2 protein-coding genes are annotated in these 1,491 nt (G+C 38.2%); both read right to left on the bottom strand.

The features are described 5' to 3' along the window. Nucleotides 1-89 precede the first annotated feature (89 nt). Entirely contained in the window at nucleotides 90-983 is an 894-nt protein-coding gene (xerD, locus tag V7149_RS20175) for a site-specific tyrosine recombinase XerD (protein ID WP_335347384.1), read from the bottom strand. A 7-nt stretch (nucleotides 984-990) separates the two neighbouring features. Next, entirely contained in the window at nucleotides 991-1,221 is a 231-nt protein-coding gene (locus V7149_RS20170) for a YqzK family protein (RefSeq protein ID WP_335347383.1), read from the bottom strand. Nucleotides 1,222-1,491: the final 270 nt, after the last annotated feature.

Raw genomic sequence — 1,491 nt, 5'->3', positions numbered from 1 at the left:
CAACGTCTGTGTGACCCACCTCCGTGGGCCGCAACTAACAAGCAGTGGGGGATGAAAGTAAACCCCGCTGATTGAAGTTTCACTTTATACTAAGCTCGCGGATGAAACTGACTATATACATCTTTTAATCTAGTTTTCGTCACATGTGTATAAATTTGCGTAGTTGAGATGTCCGCATGTCCAAGCATTTCCTGGACAGCACGTAAATCAGCGCCATTTTCAAGAAGATGAGTAGCAAAGGAATGCCTTAGTGTATGTGGGGTTAAATCCTTTTCGATCCCTGCCTCAGCTGACAAACGTTTAAGAATTTTCCAGAACCCCTGCCTTGTCAGTCTTTTGCCATGATGATTGAGAAAAAATGCATCATCCTGAACTTTTTTTGAGACAAAATGTTTTCTTCCTTCTTGTAAATATTGATTTAGTGCCGTTGCTGCTGTTTTTCCAATTGGAATGATTCGCTCTTTATTTCCTTTTCCAATACAGCGGACAAATCCCATCGTAATATGGACATCGCCCATATTTAACCCAATTAATTCACTGACCCGAATTCCGGTTGCATAAAGGAGCTCAAGCATGGCCTTATCACGAATTCCGAAGTGATCATCTGCTTTAGGTGAATCTAGTAAAATCTCAACCTCTTGCATGTTTAACACCTTTGGCAGAGTTCGCTCATGCTGAGGAGACTCTATATGAACAGAGGGATCATGATCAGCAGCTTTTTCACGGAGAAGAAATTGATGAAATGCTCTAATGGAGGCAACATGTCTTGCCATTGTTTTCGATGATTTCCCCTGCTCTTTTAATAACCCTAGGAAATGAATGATTTGAGTGCGCTGAACTTCATTTACGGATGTCAGCTTTTCAACATTCTTTAAGTACTTCGTATAGCTTTTCAAATCTCTTTCATATGAAACAATTGTATTTCTTGCGAGACCTTTTTCAACGATTAAATAATGAATAAAATCTTTAAGCTCGTCCTCCATGATGACTCTACTCCCCATTTAAATAAAAAAGAATTAACCGGTTCAGCCAATTTGAAGATTCACTGTTGTTTGCACTTGCTGAAACCTTCACAGCCGCTCCCTTTGGCTCATCATACCGGTGATAATCCTGATATTCTTCATTTAACCACATAATACCATAATAAAAAAGGATTGTGCATCCAGTGAAAAGCACGAATACCTTTATTGTCTGAAATGCGATTTTTAGCCAAGATACCATTCTACTTTCCCCCACAAAACCTTATTACTAAAGGTTATGCCATCTTGGACAAGAAATATACCTAACATAGTGAATTTCTAAACTGACTTTTTATCAAATACAGTTGTAAAAATTATACGGACATTTGATCCGTTATTTTCATAAAATGACCTAATTTAAGAGCTATGCGGACACTGAGTACGCTATTCACGAATTACAGAAGGAAATCACTGCTTTTTTACAAAATAGAGGAAGCTATGTCCGCAAACATAAGGAATTAACCCATTTTGT

Source organism: Bacillus sp. JJ1503, assembly GCF_036965125.1.
Classification (GTDB): domain Bacteria; phylum Bacillota; class Bacilli; order Bacillales; family Cytobacillaceae; genus Cytobacillus.
This window is presented reverse-complemented; position numbering and strand designations above follow the sequence as displayed.